General features: G+C 75.1%; 16 protein-coding genes. 9 read left to right on the top strand and 7 right to left on the bottom strand.

Going from position 1 to position 18,758, the window contains the following annotated elements; all coding sequences use genetic code 11:
* The first annotated feature begins 30 nt into the window (after positions 1-30).
* The gene (locus PSD17_RS30265) at positions 31-837 is read left to right on the top strand and encodes a purine-nucleoside phosphorylase (RefSeq protein WP_013677327.1); all 807 of its coding nucleotides are present in this window, start codon (positions 31-33) and stop codon (positions 835-837) included.
* The gene (locus PSD17_RS30260; protein ID WP_339125833.1) at positions 834-2,426 is read left to right on the top strand and encodes a phospho-sugar mutase; all 1,593 of its coding nucleotides are present in this window, start codon (positions 834-836) and stop codon (positions 2,424-2,426) included. The genes PSD17_RS30265 and PSD17_RS30260 overlap by 4 nt, the downstream gene beginning before the upstream one ends.
* Positions 2,427-2,435: 9 nt before the next feature.
* Here PSD17_RS30260 and PSD17_RS30255 read toward each other — a convergent pair whose 3' ends face one another.
* Positions 2,436-3,167, bottom strand: coding sequence for an SGNH/GDSL hydrolase family protein (locus PSD17_RS30255; protein ID WP_013677329.1), 732 nt, complete (start codon positions 3,165-3,167; stop codon positions 2,436-2,438).
* A gap of 181 nt (positions 3,168-3,348) precedes the next feature.
* Here PSD17_RS30255 and PSD17_RS30250 point away from each other — a divergent pair, with 181 nt between their 5' ends.
* Positions 3,349-3,939, top strand: coding sequence for a TetR/AcrR family transcriptional regulator (locus PSD17_RS30250; protein WP_013677330.1), 591 nt, complete (start codon positions 3,349-3,351; stop codon positions 3,937-3,939).
* Between the two features lie 12 nt (positions 3,940-3,951).
* On the opposite strand, the gene upp is transcribed toward PSD17_RS30250, so the two are convergent.
* Complete coding sequence (upp, locus tag PSD17_RS30245; RefSeq protein ID WP_013677331.1) at positions 3,952-4,575, bottom strand: uracil phosphoribosyltransferase; 624 nt, start codon at positions 4,573-4,575, stop codon at positions 3,952-3,954.
* A gap of 11 nt (positions 4,576-4,586) precedes the next feature.
* Positions 4,587-5,516, bottom strand: coding sequence for a haloalkane dehalogenase (locus PSD17_RS30240; RefSeq protein WP_013677332.1), 930 nt, complete (start codon positions 5,514-5,516; stop codon positions 4,587-4,589).
* 385 nt (positions 5,517-5,901) lie between these two features.
* Here PSD17_RS30240 and PSD17_RS30235 point away from each other — a divergent pair, with 385 nt between their 5' ends.
* The 3 genes from PSD17_RS30235 to PSD17_RS30225 all read left to right on the top strand — a co-directional run bounded on the left by PSD17_RS30235 (position 5,902) and on the right by PSD17_RS30225 (position 8,765).
* Positions 5,902-6,138 (top strand): hypothetical protein, encoded by a 237-nt coding sequence (locus tag PSD17_RS30235; RefSeq protein ID WP_013677333.1) that lies wholly within the window; start codon positions 5,902-5,904, stop codon positions 6,136-6,138.
* Between the two features lie 300 nt (positions 6,139-6,438).
* A complete protein-coding gene (locus PSD17_RS30230; protein ID WP_049803513.1) occupies positions 6,439-7,389 on the top strand; it encodes an alpha/beta hydrolase in 951 nt (316 codons plus the stop codon).
* Between the two features lie 53 nt (positions 7,390-7,442).
* Positions 7,443-8,765 carry a primosomal protein gene (locus tag PSD17_RS30225; RefSeq protein ID WP_339125828.1) on the top strand — a complete coding sequence of 441 codons (1,323 nt, stop codon included), beginning with the start codon at positions 7,443-7,445 and terminating at the stop codon, positions 8,763-8,765.
* Between the two features lie 30 nt (positions 8,766-8,795).
* On the opposite strand, the gene PSD17_RS30220 is transcribed toward PSD17_RS30225, so the two are convergent.
* Positions 8,796-9,884, bottom strand: a complete 1,089-nt coding sequence (locus tag PSD17_RS30220) for an adenosine deaminase (protein WP_041762478.1) — start codon at positions 9,882-9,884, stop codon at positions 8,796-8,798.
* 148 nt (positions 9,885-10,032) lie between these two features.
* On the opposite strand from PSD17_RS30220, the gene PSD17_RS30215 reads away from it, so the two are divergent.
* Complete coding sequence (locus tag PSD17_RS30215; RefSeq protein WP_339125826.1) at positions 10,033-11,109, top strand: PA containing protein; 1,077 nt, start codon at positions 10,033-10,035, stop codon at positions 11,107-11,109.
* Between the two features lie 264 nt (positions 11,110-11,373).
* Here PSD17_RS30215 and murJ read toward each other — a convergent pair whose 3' ends face one another.
* Complete coding sequence (gene murJ / locus PSD17_RS30210) at positions 11,374-13,320, bottom strand: murein biosynthesis integral membrane protein MurJ (protein WP_339125824.1); 1,947 nt, start codon at positions 13,318-13,320, stop codon at positions 11,374-11,376.
* 1,561 nt (positions 13,321-14,881) lie between these two features.
* On the opposite strand from murJ, the gene PSD17_RS30205 reads away from it, so the two are divergent.
* Both PSD17_RS30205 and PSD17_RS30200 read left to right on the top strand, forming a co-directional pair.
* On the top strand, positions 14,882-15,367 hold the full coding sequence (locus tag PSD17_RS30205; RefSeq protein WP_339125822.1) for an SRPBCC family protein: 486 nt from the start codon (positions 14,882-14,884) through the stop codon (positions 15,365-15,367).
* Positions 15,368-15,376: 9 nt separating this feature from the next.
* Entirely contained in the window at positions 15,377-16,639 is a 1,263-nt protein-coding gene (locus PSD17_RS30200; RefSeq protein ID WP_339125820.1) for a D-alanyl-D-alanine carboxypeptidase family protein, read from the top strand.
* A gap of 6 nt (positions 16,640-16,645) precedes the next feature.
* On the opposite strand, the gene yhjD is transcribed toward PSD17_RS30200, so the two are convergent.
* Together yhjD and trpS are read right to left on the bottom strand one after the other, a co-directional pair.
* Positions 16,646-17,713, bottom strand: coding sequence for an inner membrane protein YhjD (yhjD, locus tag PSD17_RS30195; protein ID WP_013677341.1), 1,068 nt, complete (start codon positions 17,711-17,713; stop codon positions 16,646-16,648).
* Positions 17,714-17,723: 10 nt separating this feature from the next.
* Entirely contained in the window at positions 17,724-18,749 is a 1,026-nt protein-coding gene (trpS, locus tag PSD17_RS30190; RefSeq protein ID WP_013677342.1) for a tryptophan--tRNA ligase, read from the bottom strand.
* Positions 18,750-18,758: the final 9 nt, after the last annotated feature.

Here is an 18,758-nt window from a genome sequence, read left to right as displayed (position 1 = left end):
GGGCCACGCGCGTTGATCTACGCTGCGGGCATGGCAACACCGGGCCCCGACCCCGTCGCCGTCGCGGCCCGGGCCGCGCAGGCACTCGCCGACGCGACCGGCCACCCCCGCCACGACGTCGCGCTCGTGCTGGGGTCGGGCTGGCGGCCCGCGGCCGACGAGGTCGGCACCGCCGACGCCGAGGTCGCCATGGCCGACCTGCCGGGCTTCGTCCCGCCCACCGCGGCGGGGCACGCGGGCACGGTGCGCTCCGTCCAGGTCGACGGCCGGCGGGCGCTGGTCGTGCTGGGCCGCACGCACCTCTACGAGGGCCACGGCGTCGACGCCGCCGTGCACGGCGTCCGCACTGCCGTCGCCGCGGGATGCCGGACCGTCCTGCTCACCAACGCGGCGGGCGGGATCCGGCAGGGCATGGCCGTCGGCGACGCGGTGATCGTGTCCGACCACCTCAACCTCACCGCGCGGTCGCCGCTGGTCGGAGCCCGGTTCGTCGATCTGACGAACCTGTACTCGCCGCGGCTGCGGGCCCTCGCGCGGGCCGTCGACCCGACGCTGACCGAGGGCGTCTACGCGGGGCTGCCCGGACCGCACTTCGAGACGCCCGCGGAGATCCGGATGCTCCGCGCGGTCGGCGCCGACCTCGTCGGCATGTCGACGGTGCTGGAGGCGATCGCCGCGGCGGCGGAGGGTGCGGAGGTGTTCGCGCTGTCGCTGGTGACCAACCTCGCCGCCGGGCTGTCCGGGCAGCCGCTGGACCACGAGGAGGTGCTCGCCGCCGGTGCCGCCGCCGCGACCCGCACCGGTCCGCTGCTGCGCGAGCTGATCGCCAGGTCATGACCGCACGGGCCGTCCGCGACGCGGCGATGCGCTGGATCGCCGACGACCCCGACCCCGTGACGGCCGCCGAGCTGCACGGGATCCTCGCCGCGGCGATGGCCGGTACCCCCGGGGCCGACGACGCGCTCGCCGACCGGATGGCCGAGCCGTTGCGTTTCGGGACCGCCGGGCTGCGCGGGCCGGTGCGGGCCGGCCCGGCGGGGATGAACGTCGCGGTCGTCCGGCGCACGACGGCAGGGCTCGCGGAGTGGTTGCGGCGCAACGGCCACGGCGGTGCGACGGTCGTCGTCGGGCGGGATGCGCGGTACGGGTCGGCGGCGTTCGCGGCGGCCGCGGCCGGGGTGCTGGGGGCCGCCGGGTTCGACGTCGTCGCGCTGCCCGGCACGAGCCCGACCCCGCTGCTCGCACATGCGGTCCGGGCGGCGGGCGCGGCGGCAGGCGTCCAGCTCACCGCCTCGCACAACCCCAAGGCGGACAACGGCTACAAGGTCTACCTGGCCGACGGTGCGCAGCTGGTCCCGCCGGCGGACGCCGAGATCGAGGAGCTCGCCGCGGCGGCGGGCGCGGCCGTCGCGATCCCGGCGGACGGGCCGGTCCGCGAGGCCGACGCGGCGCCGGCGTACCTGGAGCGCGTGGCGGCGCTGCCCCGCGGCACGGCGCGCACCCTGCGGATCGCGCTGACCCCGCTGCACGGCGTCGGCGGGGCCACCGCGGTGCACGCGCTGGCCCTGGCGGGCTTCACCGACGTGCGCGTCGTCGCGAGCCAGGCCGTGCCCGACCCCGAGTTCCCGACGGTACCGTCCCCGAACCCCGAGCACCCCGGCGCCACCGACGCGCTCCTCGCCCTCGCCGCCGACGTCGGCGCCGACCTCGCGGTGGCGCTCGACCCCGACGCCGACCGGTGCGCGCTCGGCGTACCCGGCCGCGACGGCCGGTGGCGCATGCTCTCCGGCGACGAGACCGGCGTCCTGCTCGGCGACCACCTGCTGCGCACCGGCGACCGTCCGGACCCGCTCGTCGCGACGACGGTCGTGTCGTCGTCGATGCTGCGGGCGGTCGCGGCGGCGCACGGCGCGCGGTTCGCCGAGACGCTCACCGGGTTCAAGTGGATCGTGCGGGCGGGCGCCGGGCTCGTCTACGGCTACGAGGAGGCGATCGGGTACTGCGTCGACCCGGACGCGGTGCGCGACAAGGACGGCATCGCGACGGCGGTCGTCGCCGCGGACCTCGCGGCCACGCTGCGCGCGGCCGGCTCGACCCTCCTCGACCGGCTCGACTCCCTGTACGCGACGCACGGGGTGCACCTCACCCGCGGGCTGACCCGCCCGCTCGACGGCGGGCCGCCCGCGGTGTTCGGCACGCCGCCGGACGGCTGGGCCGTCACCCGACCCGCCGCGGACGTGCTGGTGCTGCACCGCGGGGAACCCGGCGCCGGGGACCGGGTCGTCGTGCGGCCGTCGGGCACGGAGCCGATCCTGAAGACATACCTGCAGGTCGTCGAACGCCCCGACCCGGACGTCGCCGCCGCGATGGTGCGCGCCGCCGCCCGCCTCGACGCGCTCGAGGCCACGGTCCGCGCGTGGCGGTAGCCGCGGCGGCTACCGCCGGTCGGCGGGCGCGCGGGTGGCGAGCCAGTCCCGGATCTCTGTCTCGAACAGCGCGGCGATCCGGACGTAGCCCTGGGTGTTGGGGTGCAGCCCGTCGGCCAGCCGGTCGGGCGGGAGCAGGGTCGAGGTGTCGAGGAAGTCGACCGAGTAGCCCTGCATGCGGAACTTGGCGACGACGAGCGGCGCCAGCGCCGTGAACTGCGCCCGCGCGGCCCGCGCCCGCGGCAGCGGCGCCCACACCCCCGCGACGACCACGTGCGCCCTGGGTGCGGCCCTGAGGATCCGCCCGAGGACGTCGTCGAGCCGGCGCGCGGTGACCTCGCCGGACGTGCCCTGGCCGAGGTCGTTGGTGCCGGCGTGCAGCAGGACGACGTCGGGCTGGGCGGCGCGGACCCAGCCGTCGACGTGCGGGGAGAGATCCGCGAGCGTCCAGCCGGAGTGGCCCTCGTTGTCGCGGTCGGGCAACGCGGGCGGGCCGCTGCTCCGGGAGCCCACGTAGTCGACGGCGACCGCGGCGCGCTGCAGCATGCGGTACAGCGGGAGCCGGTACCCGGCCGTCGCCGGACTGCCGACGCCCTCGGTGCTCGACGCGCCCAGCGGCATGATCCGCAGCGGGACGACGGGTTTCGACGTCGCGATCCGCACCTCGGACGCGGCATCCTCGCCGGGATGGTCGCCGGGGAGCAGCACGCCCGCGACCAGCAGGACGAGCAGCCCGATCACCACCCGGATCCTGTTCCTGACCCGCACGCACGCCCCCGATCGGCGGGCAGCCACGACGGCCCCCCGGAGGATTCTCGCCGGGCACCGGTACCCGTGTTACCGCTGCGCGCAGCAATCTTGTCGACGACAGGCCGGTGGACCACGATGGGCGGACCGAAACGGCGTTGCGTAGCCTGCCGGGATGCCCCGTCCGAAGGTGCACGACGAGGCGCTCCGCGCCCGGCTGCTCGAGCAGGCTGGTCAGACGCTGTCGACGCAGGGCCTCGGGGCGCTGAGCCTGCGCAGGCTCGCCGCCGACGCCGAGACCTCGACCACCGCCGTCTACTCGCTGTTCGGCGGGAAGCCGGCGCTGCTGTCGGCGCTGGTCGACGAGGCGTTCCGACGGCTGGCCATGCACCTCGAACGGGTCCGCACCACCGACGACCCCTGCGAGGACCTCGTCTCGCTCGGGCTGGCCTACCGCGAGAGCGCGCTCGCCGACCCGCACCTCTACGACGTCATGTTCGGCGCGGCGGCCGGGTCGCCGGACGACACCGACCCCGCGGCCGCGCGGCCGGCCTTCGTCCCGCTGCGGCGCGCGGCCGACCGGGCCGCGGTAGCGGGCCGGTTGCGCCCCGGTGCCGGGCCGGAGACCGTCACGCTCGCGGTGTGGGCGGTGCTGCACGGCCTGACATCGGCCGAGCTGCGCGGGGTCGGCCCGGGGTGCGCCGACGACGTCAAGGTCGTATTCGAGACCGTGCTGCGCGCGACCGTCGCCGCCTGGTGCAGCTGAGCGCGCGCCGGGTCAGAGCGCGCCGAACTGGCGGTCCCCCGCGTCGCCGAGCCCCGGGACGATGAACGCCCGCTCGTCGAGCCGCTCGTCGACACAGGCCGTGACCAGCCGCGCCCCGGGCGCCGCCTGCTCCAGCCGCGCGAGGCCCTCGGGCGCCGCCAGCACGCAGACGACGGTGACCGCGGCCGCGCCCCGACCCTCCAGCAGCCCGATGACGTGGGCGAGCGAGCCGCCGGTCGCGAGCATCGGGTCGAGCACGAGGACGGGCGTCGCGGCCAGCGACCCGGGCAGCGACGTCAGGTAGGGCACGGGACGGTAGGTCGACTCGTCGCGGGCGACGCCGACGTACCCGGTGGCCGACTCCGGCAGCAGCAACCGCGCTGCGTCGGCCATCCCGAGCCCGGCGCGCAGCACCGGCACGATCAGCGGCGGCGTCGCGACGGTGTGTCCCACCGTGGGCGCGAGCGGGGTCTGCACGGTGCCGGTGCGCAACGGCAGGTCGCGCAGCGCCTCGTAGACGAGCATGAGGCTGAGCTCGTGCAGCGCCGCGCGGAACGCGGCATCGCCGGTGTCCCGGTCGCGCAGCACGGTCAACCGCGTCGCGGCCAAGGGATGGTCGACGACCCGGACGTCCATGGCGGGCGAGGCTACCGGTGATCGACGACGTGCCGTACGAGGTCCACCACCACCGCCGCGAGCTCGGGCCCGGCATCCTCCTGCAGGAAGTGCCCGGCCCCGGTGATCGTCGGGTGCACCCGTCCGGCGGCGCCCGGCATCGTCGCGCGCAGCACGGGGTCCATCGCCGCGGTGATCGGGTCGCCGTCGCTGAAGGCACAGACGAACGGCACGTCCAGCCCGCGCAGCGTCTCCCAGGCAGCGCGGTTGGCCGGGCTCTCCGGGTCGTCGGGCCGGGTCGGGACGAGCAGCGGCATCGCCCGCGGACCGGCGACGAAGGACTGGTCCGGGAAGGGTGCGTCGTAGGCGGCGCGCACCTCGTCGGTGAAGCGGGTGCGGCAGCCGGACTGCACGAGCCGCGCGACGTCGAGCGTCCCCGCGGCTCCCGCCTTCTCGACGGCGCGGCGGAACTGCCACCAGACCTCGGGCATGTCGCGGTCGCCGGTGGGCAGGCCGGTGTTGGCCGCGACGACGCCGGCGAACCGGCCCGGGTCGGCCGCGACGAGCCGCAGCCCGATCAGCCCGCCCCAGTCCTGCCCGACGAGCGTGACGTCACGCAGGTCCAGCACGTCGGCGACGAGCGAGCGGGTCCACTCGACGTGCCGGGCGTAGCTGTGGTCGGCGACGTCGGCGGGTTTGTCGGAACGGCCGAAGCCGACGAGGTCCGGCGCCACGGCGCGCAGGCCCGCGGCGGCCAGCACCGGGATCATCGTGCGGTACAGGAACGACCAGCTCGGCTCGCCGTGCAGCAACAGGACGACGGGCCCGTCGGCCGGGCCGTCCTCGACCCAGGCCATCCGGAGGGTGCCGCCGTCGCCGTCGGGGACGTCGGCGTAGTGCGGCGGGTGGGCGAAACCTGGCAGGTCGTCGAACCGGTCGTCGGGGGTACGGAGGACGCGCATGCCGTGATCCTGCCCCCTCCCGCGCCCCCGCCGATCGTGCACGGTTCAAGCACCACGGGCGGTGACCACGGCCCGGTCGGCGCGGGACCCGTCGGAGACGGCGGGAACCCGGGCGCCGCAGGCGCTCCGGCGGCGTCGCCACGCTCCGTCGCGATCCGTGGCACGGCGGGACGTGACCGGGCCCACGGACGCGTGGGGTGACCGACGGTGCCGGAAATGTGATCGGGATCCACCGTCGATTCCGGTTCGTGAGCACTGCGTCCCCGCTTCTGCACGATCCGTGTTCGATACCGGAAATCACCTGACCCGAACGGGTGGTAAGCCGGGAACGGTGTCACGCCCGGGCCTCCGCCGACGCTGTACTAGATGACTAGGAGGTGATCCGGTGCCGGAGAACACGACTTCCGACGAGGCGACGCTGGTCGCTGCGGCCGAGAAGCTCACGCAGTGCGACGGATACGTGGTGCTGGCCGTCGACCCCCAGACCGGCGAGGTCGACGCGCACGGCCCGTTCGACGGGCTGACCGCCACGATCAAGGCCGACCAGCTCCGCCGCGACTTCGACCGCGGTGGGCTCGAGGACGTGACGGTCGGCGTCGTCCGGCTGCACAACTCGACCTGACACAGGCGCTGACGCAGCTCGGGACGCACGTCCGACCGACAGCACGTTCCGGGGCGGCACCACCGCGGTGGTGCCAGGTTCGCCCCGCACCACCCGCACCATCACCGGATCCACCGGCGAAGGCCGTTCGGCGCGGCAGGGACGCGCCGGGCGGCGGACCGCAGGCCCGACGGGCCGCTCGTCCTAGACTCGCCGCGTGACCTGCACGGACTCCGCACGACGGGCCCCGGTCCCGGCGCCCGCCCCGCGGGCCGTGCCTCCGTCGCTCCCTCCCCCCGCGCGACCTCCCGCCGGACGGCGGTGACGACCGTGCGCGCCGAGGACCCCACGACGACCGCGGCGCCGCGGCGCGGCGTCCCCGTGCCCCGCCGCCTCGGCGCGGTCGTGGCCGGGGTCGTCGCCGTCGGCGTCGCCGCGTGGGTCGCGGTGACGCGGTGGGCCGCCGTGGCCGCGGGCCATCCGTCGTACGGCTGGCTGCTCGCCGGGCTCGCGGTCGCGGGTGTGGTGATGCTGGCCTGGTCGACGCGCGTCCGGCGGCGGCGCAAGCGGGGCGGGTGGAACCGCGCCGCCCGCGCGGTGCCCGCCGTCGTACTGGTACTCGCCGCGGTCGCGGCCGGCTGGCTGCGCCCGTTCCCGGCCACCGCCGACGCCGGGGGGCCGGGCGTCGTCGACCTCTCGACGAGCATCGAGCTGCGCCCGGCGGGCCCGCCCGTCGGCAGTGGCCTCGTCTTCTATCCCGGCGCACGCGTGGACCCGCGGGCCTACGTCGCGATCCTGCGGCCGCTGGCCGAGGCGGGGCACCTCGTCGTCATCGTGAAACCCCCGTTGGGCCTGGCGCTGCTCGCGCCCGCGCAGGCGGCCGGCGTGGTCGCGGCGCATCCCGAGGTCGGGCGCTGGGTCGTCGGCGGGCACTCGATGGGCGGCGTCGCGGCGGCGAAGTACGCCGAGGAACCCGGGTCGAGGGCCTCCGGGCTGGTGCTGTGGGCCGCCTACCCGGCCGACGACCTCGCCTCCCGCACCGGGCTCGCCGTCACGTCGGTCTCCGGCACGGCCGACGGCCTCACGACCGCCGCCGACGTCGAGGCCTCCCGGGCGAGACTGCCGTCGGGGACGCGTTTCGTGGCGGTGCCCGGCGCCGTGCACGCCGACTTCGGCGACTACGGCCCCCAGCCCGGCGACGGCGTCCCGACGACCGACCACGCCACCGCCCAGGCCGCCATCCGGCAGGCCACGCTCGACGCGCTGGGCTGACGCGCGGGCGCGCGCGGGCAGGTGCCGGGCGCGCGCGGCTATCCTCCGGCCTCGTGGCAAGCGACATCGTCCCGATCCGGCTCTCCCTCACCGAGGGCGACCTCGTGACGCTCTGGGCGCCGCGCTGGCGCGAGGACGGTGAGGAGTGGGAGGCGTTCCTCGGCGACGACGACTCGCTGTTCGCCTTCCCCGAGGTCGCGCAGCTCGCCGCCTTCGTGCGGACCGCCGAGGAGCACGACCTCGTCGACCATCCGGCGTGGTCGGTCGTCCCCGAGCTGAGCGTCGCCGAGCTCACGCCCGAGGACACCCACGTCTACGACGTCGTCGGCGTCCCCGCGCTGGTCGCGGGCGAGCCCGACACGTGGACGATCGGTGAGCTCGCCGAGACCGTCGACATGGTCACCTCGATCGCCGACGTGTGCGGCCTGGAGCGCGTCGCCGAGATCCTCGAGTCCGTCCCCGGCCTGGCCCTGCTGCACCAGGGCACGTTGCCGTTCACCGGCCGCGAGGGCGACCGGCTCTGGGGGCAGGTCGTCTCGACCGTCGCCGACCACTGGGACGAGGTGATCGACGCGCTCGACGCGCTCGTCACCACCCCGGAGGTCGACGCGACCGCGCTCGCGGGGGCGAAGGTGGAGGCCGACCGGCTGGCCCAGCGCGAGGCGGCCGCCGTCGCGACGGTGCGCGCGGAGCACCCCGACGCCGACGCCGACGACCCCGACGAGGAGGAGCTCGAGGACGAGGCCGTCGAGGAGGCGATCGAGGAGCAGGTCGACGAGGACGAGGCCGAGGAGGAGGCCGAGCGCGAGCCGACCTTCTGGGAGAACGTGGGGATCGACCCCATCCGGATCGTCCTGCCCGACGTCGAGTACGTGACGCTGCGCTGCTATCTCGGCGACGACCCGGTGTTCCTCGGTTCCGAGGGCCGCATCGACGTGTTCAGCAGCGAGCGTGCGCTGGCCCGGCACCTCGCCGACGTCGGCAGGAACGACGACGGCGCCAAGAACGACCTGACCGCGGCGTCGACCTGGGACGAGGTCCTCGACAAGGCGGCGGTCGGCGAGCTCGAGGTCACCGTCGACGAGCTCAACACCTATGTCCTCGCCGGGATCGCCGACGACATCGCCGACGGCACGCTCACCGTCGACCCGACGCAGCTGGACCTCGCCGTCGAGCTGATGGTCGACATCGGCGACTGGGCCGGCGACCCGGTCCCGCGCGAGGAGTTCGCCGAGTCGGAGAGCCTGGGCTGGCTGGTGTCCTTCGTGATCCGGCCGGACCCGACGCGCCTCGCGCCGAGCCCGCCGTTCGACTCGGAATCCGCCCGGTTCGCGGCGCTCGTCGAGCGGGTGCGGTCGCGGCCGCGCCCCGCCTGAGCCCGGCGGCCCGCTCGGGCCGCCGGCTGCTCAGGCCTGCAGCTCGGCGTACGCCGGCTTGATGACGTCGTTGATCAGGGCGAGGCGCTCGTCGAACCCGATGAACGCCGACTTCATGGCGTTGACGGTGAACCACGACACGTCGGCCCAGTCGTAGCCGAAGGTGTCGACGAGCGTCGCCAGCTCCGAGGTCATCGTGCAGCCCGACATCAGCCGGTTGTCGGTGTTCACGGTGACCCGGAAGCGCAGCTTGGTGAGCAGGCCGATCGGGTGCTCGGCGATCGACTCGGCGGCCCCCGTCTGGATGTTCGACGTCGGGCACATCTCCAGCGGGATGCGGGTGTCGCGGACGAACGCGGCCAGCCTGCCCAGCGCGGGGAGCCCGTCGTTGCCGAGCGTGATGTCGTCGACGATGCGCACCCCGTGCCCGAGGCGGTGCGCCCCGCACCACTGGATGGCCTCCCAGATCGACGGCAGCCCGAACGCCTCGCCGGCGTGGATCGTCACGTGCGCGTTCTGCTGGCGGACGTACTCGAACGCGTCGAGGTGGCGGGTGGGCGGGAAGCCCTTCTCGGCCCCCGCGATGTCGAACCCGACGACCCCCGCGTCGCGGTGCCGCACCGCGAGCTCGGCGATCTCCCGCGACCGCGCGGCGTGGCGCATGGCGGTGAGCAGGCAGCCGACCCTGATCGAACGGCCGGCCGCGGCCGCCCGCGCCGTGCCCGCTGCGAAGCCCTCCAGCACGTTGGTGACGACCTGGTCGAGGTCGAGGCCCCGCTCGGTGTGCAGCTCCGGGGCGAACCGGACCTCCGCGTAGACGACGCCGTCGGCCGCGAGGTCCTCGGCGCACTCGGCCGCGACCCGGTGCAGTGCCTCGGCCGTCTGCATCACCGCGACGGTGTGGCCGAAGGTCTCCAGGTAGCGCTCCAGCGAGCCGCTGTGAGCGGCGCCGAGGAACCACTCGGCGAGCTCGCCGGGATCGCGCGTCGGCAGCGACCGGTAGCCGACGGCATCGGACAGTTCGACGATCGAGGATGGCCGTACACCGCCGTCCAGGTGATCGTGGAGCAGGACCTTCGGAGCGTTGCGGATGTTCTCCGGGCTCAGGGGCGCGGGCACGTCGGCCACGCTATACCCGGCGGTCCGCGACCCGGAACGGGCGAAGGAGACGCCCGAACGGCCCAACTGGTGACTCCCCGTCGAGCGAATTGGGTCAGTCGCTACGCTCTGTTCAGCTCCCCCATCCGGCTCAGAGGAAGCACCATCGATGAGCGATAACTCCACCCTGTCGTTCGACCGGATGCGCGGCATGCTCATGCGTGCTGCCGAGATCCGCGACAGCGAGCAGCAGCAGATCTTCGACTCCCTCGACGAGATCCACGCCCGGCTGACCGCCCTCGACGCGATCGGCACCGTGCGCAAGCGCCTCACCGAGCTCCCCGACCGCACCGAGGTCAGCGTGCTGGCCGAGCGGCTCGACGAGACCGTCGCCAAGCTCGACGCACAGGACGCCGCGCTGGCCACCCTCGTGCGGGCGATCGAGTCGCTGCCCGACAAGCTCGCCAAGCCCTTCGCCCAGCTCGACGGCCGCCTCGACGGGATGGCGGGCCGGCTCGAGGGCGTCTCGGGCCGGATGGACGGCCTCGACGACCGGCTCGGCGGCCTGCACAAGCGCCTCGACGACCTCGACAACCGGCTCGACCGGCACGAGATGCGCCTCGACGCGATGCCCAACGCCGTCGCCACCCCCATCAAGGAGCGGGTCGACGGAGTCGAGCGGATGGTGCGCGAGCAGCTCGACGGCGCGCTCCGCTCGGTCGAGGAGAACAACGAGGGCGTCCGCAACCTGCTGGGCGACACCAGCGTCGGCCTGCACCGGCGGCTGGAGGACCTGGCCTCGCGCCCCCAGGTCGACCACACCCCGGCGCTCGACGGTCTGACCGCACGCCTGGAGTCGCTCGCGGAGCGCTTGGAGGCCGTCGCGACGCGGATCGACACCGTCGAGGACGGTCTGACCGGGGCGCTGTCGTCGCTGAGCAGCGGCGTCGAGGGCAAGCTCGGAGAGCTGGAGTCGGCGCTGGCCGACCGTCCCGACACCGCCGCCGTGACCGAGCTCGTGGTGCGGGCCAACGGCGAGTCGGAGCGGCGCAACGCCGGCCAGCTCGACGAGGCCATGGCCACCTTCGCCGAGCTCATCCTCGGCCGCGGCAGCTCGCATGTGCAGACGCCCCCGCCGCCGCCCCGCCCGACCGCGCGGCGCAACAACCACCGTGCCAAGGCCGCGGTGAAGTCGCCCAACGGGGCCTCGGCCGCGGACACGGTGACCGACGACCCGGACGACTGAGCCCGGAAAATCGTGACGACGGCCGGCGCCCTCTCGGGGGCGCCGGCCGTCGGCATCTGCTGGTCCCGTCGGACGCAACCTCACCGCTGGTCCTGTCGGACGCAACCTCACCGCTGGTCCGGGCGTGTCCGACGACCGTGAGGTTGCGCGCGACCGACCGGCCGCAACCTCACCGCTGCCGTTCGGCGCCCGGACGACAGTGCGGTTGCGCTCGGAGTCGGTCGCGCTCGGAGTCGGTCGCGCTCGGAGTCGTTCCGGCGGCGGTCAGGCGCGGGACCGGGCGCGGGAGCCGCCCAGCCTGCGCCACACCGGTTCGAGCTCGCGCTGGCGGAACACCCAGAGCATCGCCAGCATCACGGGCGCCGCGACGACCAGCGCCAGCACCAGCTGCGCCCAGGCGCTGCCCGCACCCGCGCCCCAGCCACCGAACAGCCGACCGATCCCGAGCACCACCCCGTAGGCGACGATCGCCCCGACCACCGACGACAACGTCGTCGTCCCGATCGTCCGCAGCACCTCGCCCGTCGCGACGTGCCCGAGGCGCCGGGCCAGCAGCCACTGCCCGACGACGGCCCCGACCACGAACGACAGGCTGTTCGCCGCGGCGAGTCCGAGCACGACGTGCTGCGGCTCGAACAGCACCGGGCACAGCAGCAGCATCGGGATCTTCGCGCCGACGATGACCAGCTGGATGATCGTCGGCGTCCGGGAGTCGGTCAGCGCGTAGAAGACGCGCAGCTGCAGCAGCGTCACCGCGTAGGGCAGCAGGCCGAACGCCGAGACCGCGAGCGCCGCGCCCAGGGTCGCCGCGCCGCCGTCGCGGTTGCCGTGGCCCAGCGAGAACAGCGCGATGCCCACCTCGGTGCCGAACACGGTCAGCAGCGCGGAGATGGGGACGAGGAACACCGTCGACAGCCGGCTGCCCAGCGAGAGGTCCGCCACGACGTCGTCGATCCGGCCCTCCGCCGCGGCCTTGCTCATCCGCGGCATGAGGGCCGTCAGCAGCGACACGCCCAGCACGCCGTAGGGCACCTGCAGCAGCAGCCACGCGTTGCTGTAGATCGCGACCGCGCCGGCGTCGGAGGCCGAGGCCACCCGGGTGGTGACGATGTAGCCGGCCTGCCCGATGAGCACGTACGCCACGACCCAGAGCGCGAGGCCGCCGGCCGAGCGCAACCGCGGATCCCAGCCCCACAGCGGCTTGAACGACACCCCGACGCGGCGTAGCGCCGGCAGCAGGACCAGGGCCTGCGCCGCGATGCCCAGCGTCGTCCCGAGGCCGAGCACCAGCAGCTTCGCGTTGCCCATCTCGACGGGGTTCACGCTGATCTCGCCCGGCACCAGGACGTAGATCCCCAGCACCACCAGCACGACGACGTTGTTGAGCACCGGCGCCCACGCGAACGGCCCGAACACGCCCTTGCTGTTGAGCACGGCCCCGAAGAGCGCGCCGATCCCGTAGAAGAAGATCTGGGGCAGCAGGAGCCAGGCGAAGGCCGTCGCGAGCTCGGGGTTGGCCGTCGACGTGGTGGACCCGCCGAGGTAGAGCTGCGTGAGGAGGCCGGCGGCGAGCATGGCGGCGACCGTCGCCAGCAACAGCGCCACTCCCGCGACGGTGAGGAGCTTGCGGGTGTAGGCCTCGCCGCCGTCGGTGTCGTCGCGTTGGGCACGGACGAGCAGGGGGATCATGACGCTGCTCAGCACGCCGCCGAGCAGCAGTTCGTAGACGATGTTCGGCAGCGTGTTGGCGACGGTGTAGGAGCTGTTGACGATGCCCAGCGACAGGACCGCGACGAGCAGGATCTGGCGCAGGAAGCCGGTGACCCGGCTGACCAGGCTGGCGACCGCGATCATGCTCGTCGAGCGGCCGAGCGAACCGGGCTTCGCGGGGGCGGGTGCGCCCGCCGGGCCGGCGAGCAGCTCGGTGTCGTCCCTGATGGCGGGGATGAGCTCGGTCGGGGAGTCGCCGAGCCACGGGTAGGCCTGCACGCCGGGTTCGGCGCCCGCCCGGAACGCCGCCCGCACCCCGACACCGGCGACCAGCTGGGTCGGCGGGTCCGGCGACGTCCGGCGGGGCATCTCGATGCCCGCGAACAGCTGGGTCGGGGCCTGGTCGGGCGAGAGGGCGGGCGCGATGCCCTGCCGGCTCACGGCCGGCAGGTCGGTGCCGCGGACGAGCGGGGTCGTGGGCACGGCGTCGCGGACCGGCACGCCGGGACCCCGCTGCCACGGCGGCAGGACGGGGCTCTGCTGCCCGGGCGGCGGGCCGCCGCGGGCCTGCGCCACCGGCCCGCGCGGGGCCGGGGGGCCCTGCTGCCCGGGACCGCGCGCGGCCGGGCCCTGCGGGGCGGGACCACGGTGCACGACGGTCGGCGGGCCGGCGTCCTGACCGCCGGAGGGGTGCGCGGCCGTGCCGCCGGGTGGGGCACTCCCACCGGGTGCGGGCCTGCTTCCGGGTGCGGGGCTCGCGGCGGGTGCGGCGCTACCCGCGGGCGCGGGGCTGCCACCCGGTGCGACGCCACCAGCGGGTGCGGCGCTGCCGCCGGGCGCGGCGCTGCCTCCTGCCCCGCTGCCTCCTGCCCCGCTGCCTCCTGCCCCGCTGCCGCCTCCCGCGCTGCCGCCTGCCGCGCTGCCTGCTGCGCCGCCGGGTGCGGCCGGGCCCGGCTGCTGCGGACCCGGCTGCTGCGGACCGCCCGGTCGGGCGGGCTGGGTGGGGTGGCCGGACTGTCCGGCGCCGGACGTCCCCGGGCTCCCGGGAGTCGGGTGCGGGCGCCCGCCCAGGTAGTCGGGACCGGCCGGGGGCGGCCGGCGGCCGTGCGGGGAAGGCGGTTCACCGGGCCGGCCACGTCGCGTTGGTTCGCCACCCGCCGGATCGGGCCCGTCCGGACCCGGGCCGGGCCGGGCGGGAACCTGCGGACCGGCCTGTTGCGGACCCGCGTGTGGCGGACGTTGCGCCGGACCCGGTTGCTGGGGTCCGTGCGGCGGACCCGCCTGGCGCGTCGGACCCTGCTGCGGCGCCTGCTGCGGGCTCGCCTGCTGCGGACCTTGCTGGGGGCCGGGTTGCTGGGGGCCGGGTTGCTGCGGGCCGGGTTGCTGCGGGCCGGGCTGCTGCGGGCCGGGCCGTTGCGGGCCGGGCTGTTGCGGACCGGGCTGCTGCGGACCCGGTTGGGGTCGAGCCGGTGGCTGCGGGGCCGGACCCCGGCCGTCGGCACGCGGGCGCGGAGCGGGTGGGCGGCCGTCGGAGGCACGCCCGGCCCACTGGTCGGCGGCGCCGGGGCCACCCTGGGGCCAGGCGCCGCTCGCCCGGCTCTGCGGCCGGCGTTCCGCTCCGCCGGCCTCCCCGGCAGGCGGCTGCGGGCCACGCCCGGCGGTCGCCGACGGTCCCTCCGCCCCGGGTCCGCGACCCGGGCGCGGCGCCTCGGCCTCACCCGGCCGCCCGGTCACCCCGCCGGCGCTGAGGATCGTCGTCTCGGGCCCCGCCCCGGGCCGTGGCCCGGGCACCGGCCGCTCGTCGTCGGAGCCACCGGGACCGGCCTGCTCCGCAGCACGTCGTTCCTGGTCTGCGCGATCCGCGGGGGGCACCGGGTCGTCGACCGCACCGGGCGCCCCGGATCGGGGCTCGGCGGTGGGTACGGGGCTCGGCTCGTCACGCATCACGTGCCATGGTGCCGGACCGCGCGGCCCGCGGCATCGTCGCCCGACGGCGTGGCGCGTCCGTCACACCCGCTCGGGCGGGGACCGGTAGGACTGCACGCGACGAGAGGAGCCCCGTGTGGACGAGGTGTGCATCGACGTCGACGCCCCGGCAGGCACCGTCTGGGACCTGGTCAGCGACGCGACCCGGGCGGGCGAGTGGAGCCCCGAGGCCACCGGGGCGCGTTGGCGCGGCGGCGCGACGCGCCCGGCACCCGGCGTCCGGTTCGTCGGGTTCAACCGGCACGGACCGATCCGGTGGCGGACGCACTGCGTCGTCGAGACCTGCGAGCGGCCCGCCGCCTTCTCCTTCCGCGTCGCCGAGAGCGGCATGCGCTGGGGATGGCGGATCGAGCCGACCGGGTCGGCGACGTGCCGCGTCACCCAGTGGCGCGACCGCTACCGGACGCCGAACGTCCTGGTCAGGGCATTGGCGGGCAGCGGCATCCTCGGCCGGGACAGGGAACGGCTGATGGTCGAGGGCATGCACGCGACCCTGGCGGCGGTGCGGTCGCACGTCGGACACACCGCGCGGAGCGACGGAACGGCCACTGCGGGCGACTAGGCTCGGCACGTGCGGGGACGTCGGCGCGGAGCGATCTTCGGCGTGTCCGCGCTGCTCGCGCTCGTCGCGCTCACCGTCCCGGCGACGGCGGCCGCCGCCCCCGGCCAGGCGCTGGCGGTCTGCCGCGACCACGCCGCCCCGCCCGGGCCCCCGGCCGTGGAGGAGGGACCGGACCCGGTCGCGCCGCTCCCGATCCCCGACCCACCCGTCGGCGGGCCCGCGCTCGGCACGTGTGACCTCGCCCTCCCGCCCGGCGCCCCGGCGCTGCCCGCGGGCATCGACGCGGCGGGCTGGGTCCTCGCCGACCTCGACAGCGGCGTCGTCCTCGCCGCCCGGGACCCGCACGGCCGGCAGCGGCCGGCGTCGACCCTGAAGCTCCTGACGACGCTCGTCGTGCTCGACCGCCTCCCGCTGGACCAGACGGTCGTCGGGGACACCTCGGACGTGCAGGTCGACGGCAGCCGGGCGGGGATCGGTCCGGGCGGCAGCTACACCGTCCAGCAGCTGCTGACGGGGCTACTGCTCAACTCCGGCAACGACACCGCGCACGCACTGGCCCGCACGCTCGGCGGCGTGCCGCGGACCCTCGACCTCATGCAGCAGCGGGCGGCGGCCATGGGCGCGCTCGACACCCGACCCGCCACCCCGTCGGGTCTCGACGGGCCGGGGATGTCGACGTCGGCCTACGATCTCGCGCTGTTCCTGCGGGCCGCGCTGCGCAACCCGACCTTCGCCGAGCTGACGCAGCTGCGGCTCGTCGCGTTCCCGGGGTTCGGCGACCGTCCCGGATTCATGCTGTCCAACGACGACCCGCTGCTGAGCTCGTACGACGGCGCGCTCGGCGGCAAGACCGGGTTCACCGACGCGGCCCGGCACACGTTCGTCGGTGCCGCGCAGCGTGACGGACACCGCCTCGTGGTAGCGCTCGTGCGCGGCGAGCAGCACCCTGTGCGCATGGTCGCCCAGGCGAGTGCGCTGCTGGACTACGGGTTCGCGCTGCCGGCCGGCACCCCCGGGGTGGGGACGCTGGTCGAGCAGGCTCCCACTCCCCCGACCGCGGCGACGACGGTTCCCGCCGCACCGGGCTCCGACGGCGCGGTCCCGTCGTCGAACCCGGTGGGGTGGATCGTCGCGGCCGTCCTCCTGCTGTTCGCGCTCGCCGCGCTCGTGGGGTACGTCGTCCGCAAGGCCCGCGGGATGCGTCAGGAACCCGACGGCTTCCCGCGCGACCCGGCCGCGCCGCGTGCCAGGGATTCCGCGAAGGACTCCTGAGCCGCGTCAGCGACGGCGGCCCGCCAGCGCGCGCAGGCCCAGCAGGCCCGTCACGACGCCCGCGCCGACCAGCCCGGCCGCGGCGACGGGCGTCGGGCCCGACCTCACGACCACCTCCGGCCGGATGATCGCCGGCGCCGGCACCTCGATCGGCTCCTCCTGCTCGTTCTCCCGCGCCGTCGCCGCCCACGCCGTCACGAAGAGGATGAAGCGCGAGACGAAGAAGACGAAGATCAGCAGACCGATGATCGACCCGAATGCCGCGCCGGCGGGCGAGTTGGTGACGGCCCGCAGGTAGATGGTCATGACCTGCTTGAGGATCTCGAAACCGACGGCGCCGAGCACGGCCGCCTTCAGTGCGCTGCGCGTCGCGACGGGTGCCCGTGGCAGCCGCGCGATCACCCAGACGAAGACCAGCCAGTTCGCGACCAGGCCCAGCAGCACCCCGACGACGCCCAGCAGGAACAGCGCCCACCCCTGGTCGCCCAGCCCGACGAGGTCGAGCAGCAGCCGGCCCACGCCGGTACCGACGGCCGTCACCGCGAGCGACACCACCAGCGCGAGGCCCAGGCCCAGCAGCGCGAGGAGGTCGAAGATCAGCTTCTTCACGGCGTTGGGCGTCTCCGGCGGCTGCGCCCACTGCTCCGAGAGCGCCTCGCGCAGGTTGCTCATCCAGCCGATGCCGGAGTAGAGCGCGCCGATGAGGCCCAGCACGCCGACCGCGCCCGCCTGGTCGATCGACTTCTGGATGATGTCGTTGAGCGTGTCGCCGAGGCCGCCGGGCACGGCGGTGGTGATGGCGACGCGCAGCTGTTCGAGAAGCTCGGGCTGCGCGCGCAGCGCGAACCCGGCGATCGCGAACGCGATCATCAGCAGCGGCACGAGCGCGAGGACGCTGAAGTAGGTGATCGCGGCGGCGTAGTGATCGCCGTGCCGGTCCGTGTACCGCGCACCGGCCCGGACCACGTGGTCGAGCCACGCGTACCTCGAGCGCAGCTGCTCGAGCTTGCCGGGGCCCGCGGGCGCGGCCTCCTCGTCGATGGCCCGACCATCGGTCGTCCGGTCCGCGCCCACGGCAGTCACCTCACGTCGTCGGTGGCAGGAACCCGATCTTCTCGTGAACCGACGCGAGTGTCGCGGCGGCGACCTCACCCGCTCGGGTGGCACCGCGCGCGAGCACCCGATCGAGCTCGGCGGGGTCCTTCAGGTATCCCTCTACCCGTTCCCGCAGCGGAGCAGTGAAATCCGCGACGACCTCGGCGAGGTCCTTCTTCAGGTCGCCGTAGCCCTTGCCCGCGTAGTCGGCCTCCAGCTCGGATACCTTGCGGTCGGTCAGGGCGGAGTAGATCGTCAGCAGGTTGGAGATGCCGGGCTTGGCGGCGGTGTCGAACCGGATCTCGCGCTCGGCGTCGGTGACGGCGGAACGGATCTTCTTGGCCGACACCTTGGGGTCGTCGAGGAGCTCGATGATGCCCGACGGCGTGGACGCCGACTTGCTCATCTTGATCGCCGGGTCCTGCAGGTCCTGGATCTTCGCGGCACCCGTGAGGATGTACGGCTCGGGCACGACGAAGGTCGTGCCGAAGCGGGTGTTGAAGCGCTGCGCGAGGTCGCGGGTGAGCTCCAGGTGCTGCCGCTGGTCCTCGCCGACGGGGACCTGGTCGGCCTGGTAGAGCAGCACGTCGGCGGCCATCAGGATCGGGTAGGTGAACAGCCCGACGGTCGTGCGGTCGGCACCCTGCTTCGCCGACTTGTCCTTGAACTGCGTCATCCGGCTGGCCTCGCCGAACCCGGTGATGCAGCTGAGCACCCAGGCGAGCTGCGCGTGCTCGGGGACGTGCGACTGCACGAACAGCGTGCACTTGTCGGGGTCCAGACCGAGGGCGAGCAGCTGGGCGGCCGCGTTCCGGGTGCGCGCCGCGAGCGTCTTCGGGTCGTGGTCGACGGTGATGGCGTGCAGGTCGGGCACGAAGTAGAACGCGTCGTGCTCGTCCTGCAGGGCGACCCACTGCCGCACTGCACCCAGGTAGTTGCCGAGGTGGAACGAGTCCGACGTCGGCTGGATGCCGGAGAGGACCCGCGGGCGGGCGGTGGGCGCGGTGCCGGTCATGGCCGGGAT

The sequence above is a fragment of the Pseudonocardia sp. D17 genome (assembly GCF_036984265.1).
In the GTDB taxonomy this organism is placed as follows: Bacteria; Actinomycetota; Actinomycetes; order Mycobacteriales; family Pseudonocardiaceae; genus Pseudonocardia; species Pseudonocardia benzenivorans.
The sequence above is the reverse complement of the archived record's forward strand: the minus strand, read 5'-3'. Positions and strand labels throughout refer to the sequence as shown.